Source organism: Streptomyces sp. NPDC059909 (genome assembly GCF_042730885.1).
GTDB lineage: Bacteria > Actinomycetota > Actinomycetes > Streptomycetales > Streptomycetaceae > Streptomyces.
Map to the genome: position 1 here is coordinate 1 of NZ_JBHWKX010000200.1, position 1,323 is coordinate 1,323.

A 1,323-nucleotide genomic window follows, 5' to 3' on the forward strand; every position below is an offset into this window, starting at 1 on the left:
CCCAAGTCGTTGACGATCGAGCCGGGGACGAAGGACGCGCGGTTGCATCCGGCGTCGGGGGAGTGCGCGCTCAACGGGGACGGGTCGATCGGGGAACCGTACGCCAAGGGGAAGGCGAACCAGGAGCCGCCGTGCGGCGTGACCTACCTGCGGTCCTCCGGCGGCGGGTCGTACGCCATGGAGGCGACGGTGACCTGGGAGATCAGCTGGACCGGGACCGGGGTGGCGGCCGCGCAGGCGCTGCCGGACGGGACGTTCGGGAACGAGCAGGCGGTCGAGGTCGAGGAGATCCAGTCGATCAACCGCTGACCCGGCGAGGAGGGGGGGCGCGGGCCACCGGCCGGCCCCCGCTTCCTGGGGGACGTCCTCACATCCCGCACGGCGCCCACGGCGCCCGGCACGCACGCTCGCCGCACCGGGCGAAAGCCCGAGTACGTCCGGTACGAGAGCTTCCGCCAGGCGTGCCGAGAGCACGCACCGGACACCGGCGGACACGGCGCAGGGCTAGCTCTTCCCCCCGCCCAGGCGGGTGAGCCGTACCGCCTGTGGGGTCAGCGCCGACACCTCGAACCGCACCCCGGCGAACTCCACGGTGTCCCCGGGCCGGACGTCCTCGTAGCCGGCGACCTGGACACCGGCGCAGTTGGCGTCGAGGCCGGCGGTTCCGGTCTCCTTGTGGACGTAGGCGACCGTGACGGACAGGCCCGTGGGGAAGCGCCGTACCCCGCCGTTGCCGAGCAGGGAGAGGGTCTCGCCCTCGGGCGGGAAGCCCTTGGCGGCGGCCGCCAGGACGGTGGGGTTGGTGGTGAAGCAGAGGGGGGCGTCGGCGGCGCCCTGGCGGGGTTCGAGCGACTTCGGCCCGGCGGCGAGGGCGGCCCTGTCCTCGGCGGCCCGCGGCTCCAGGACCACGCGGTGGGCGCAGAGTTGCCGCACCGTGTAGCCGTGACCGGAGACGGTGACCTTCGCCCCGGGGGTGACCTTCCACTGCTCCTGGCCGGAGGCGTAGGTGGCGCCGTCGCGCAGGGTGGCCGTCCGCGTCGTGCCGTCCGCGGAGGCCCCGGCGTACTGCACGCCGCCTCCGCCGGGCAACTTGAAGCCGCCGCCCCGCAGGACGTGGACGCCGCCCTCACCGGGGGCCTCGCCGACGCACGCGGGGCCCTTGTCGCGGGCGGCCGGGGTCGCCTCGCCCCCACCGCCGCCTTCCCCGCCCGCCTCGGGTGACGAGCCGCAACCCGCCAGGGACAGCAGGGCCAGCGCGGCGGCCGCTGCCGTGCCGTAGCCGTGCTTACGCGTCCGCCTGGTCACCGGAGTCCTCCCCGTGGG

The 1,323-nt window shown here is 75.5% G+C and carries 1 protein-coding gene and 1 pseudogene; one reads left to right on the plus strand and one right to left on the minus strand.

Going from position 1 to position 1,323, the window contains the following annotated elements; genetic code table 11:
• Positions 1–309 (plus strand): annotated as a pseudogene (locus ACFV9O_RS40155) (hypothetical protein); the annotation flags it as partial.
• 195 nt (positions 310–504) lie between these two features.
• Here the strand turns inward: ACFV9O_RS40155 and ACFV9O_RS40160 are convergent.
• Positions 505–1,305, minus strand: coding sequence for a hypothetical protein (locus ACFV9O_RS40160; RefSeq protein WP_100456212.1), 801 nt, complete (start codon positions 1,303–1,305; stop codon positions 505–507).
• Positions 1,306–1,323 lie beyond the last annotated feature (18 nt).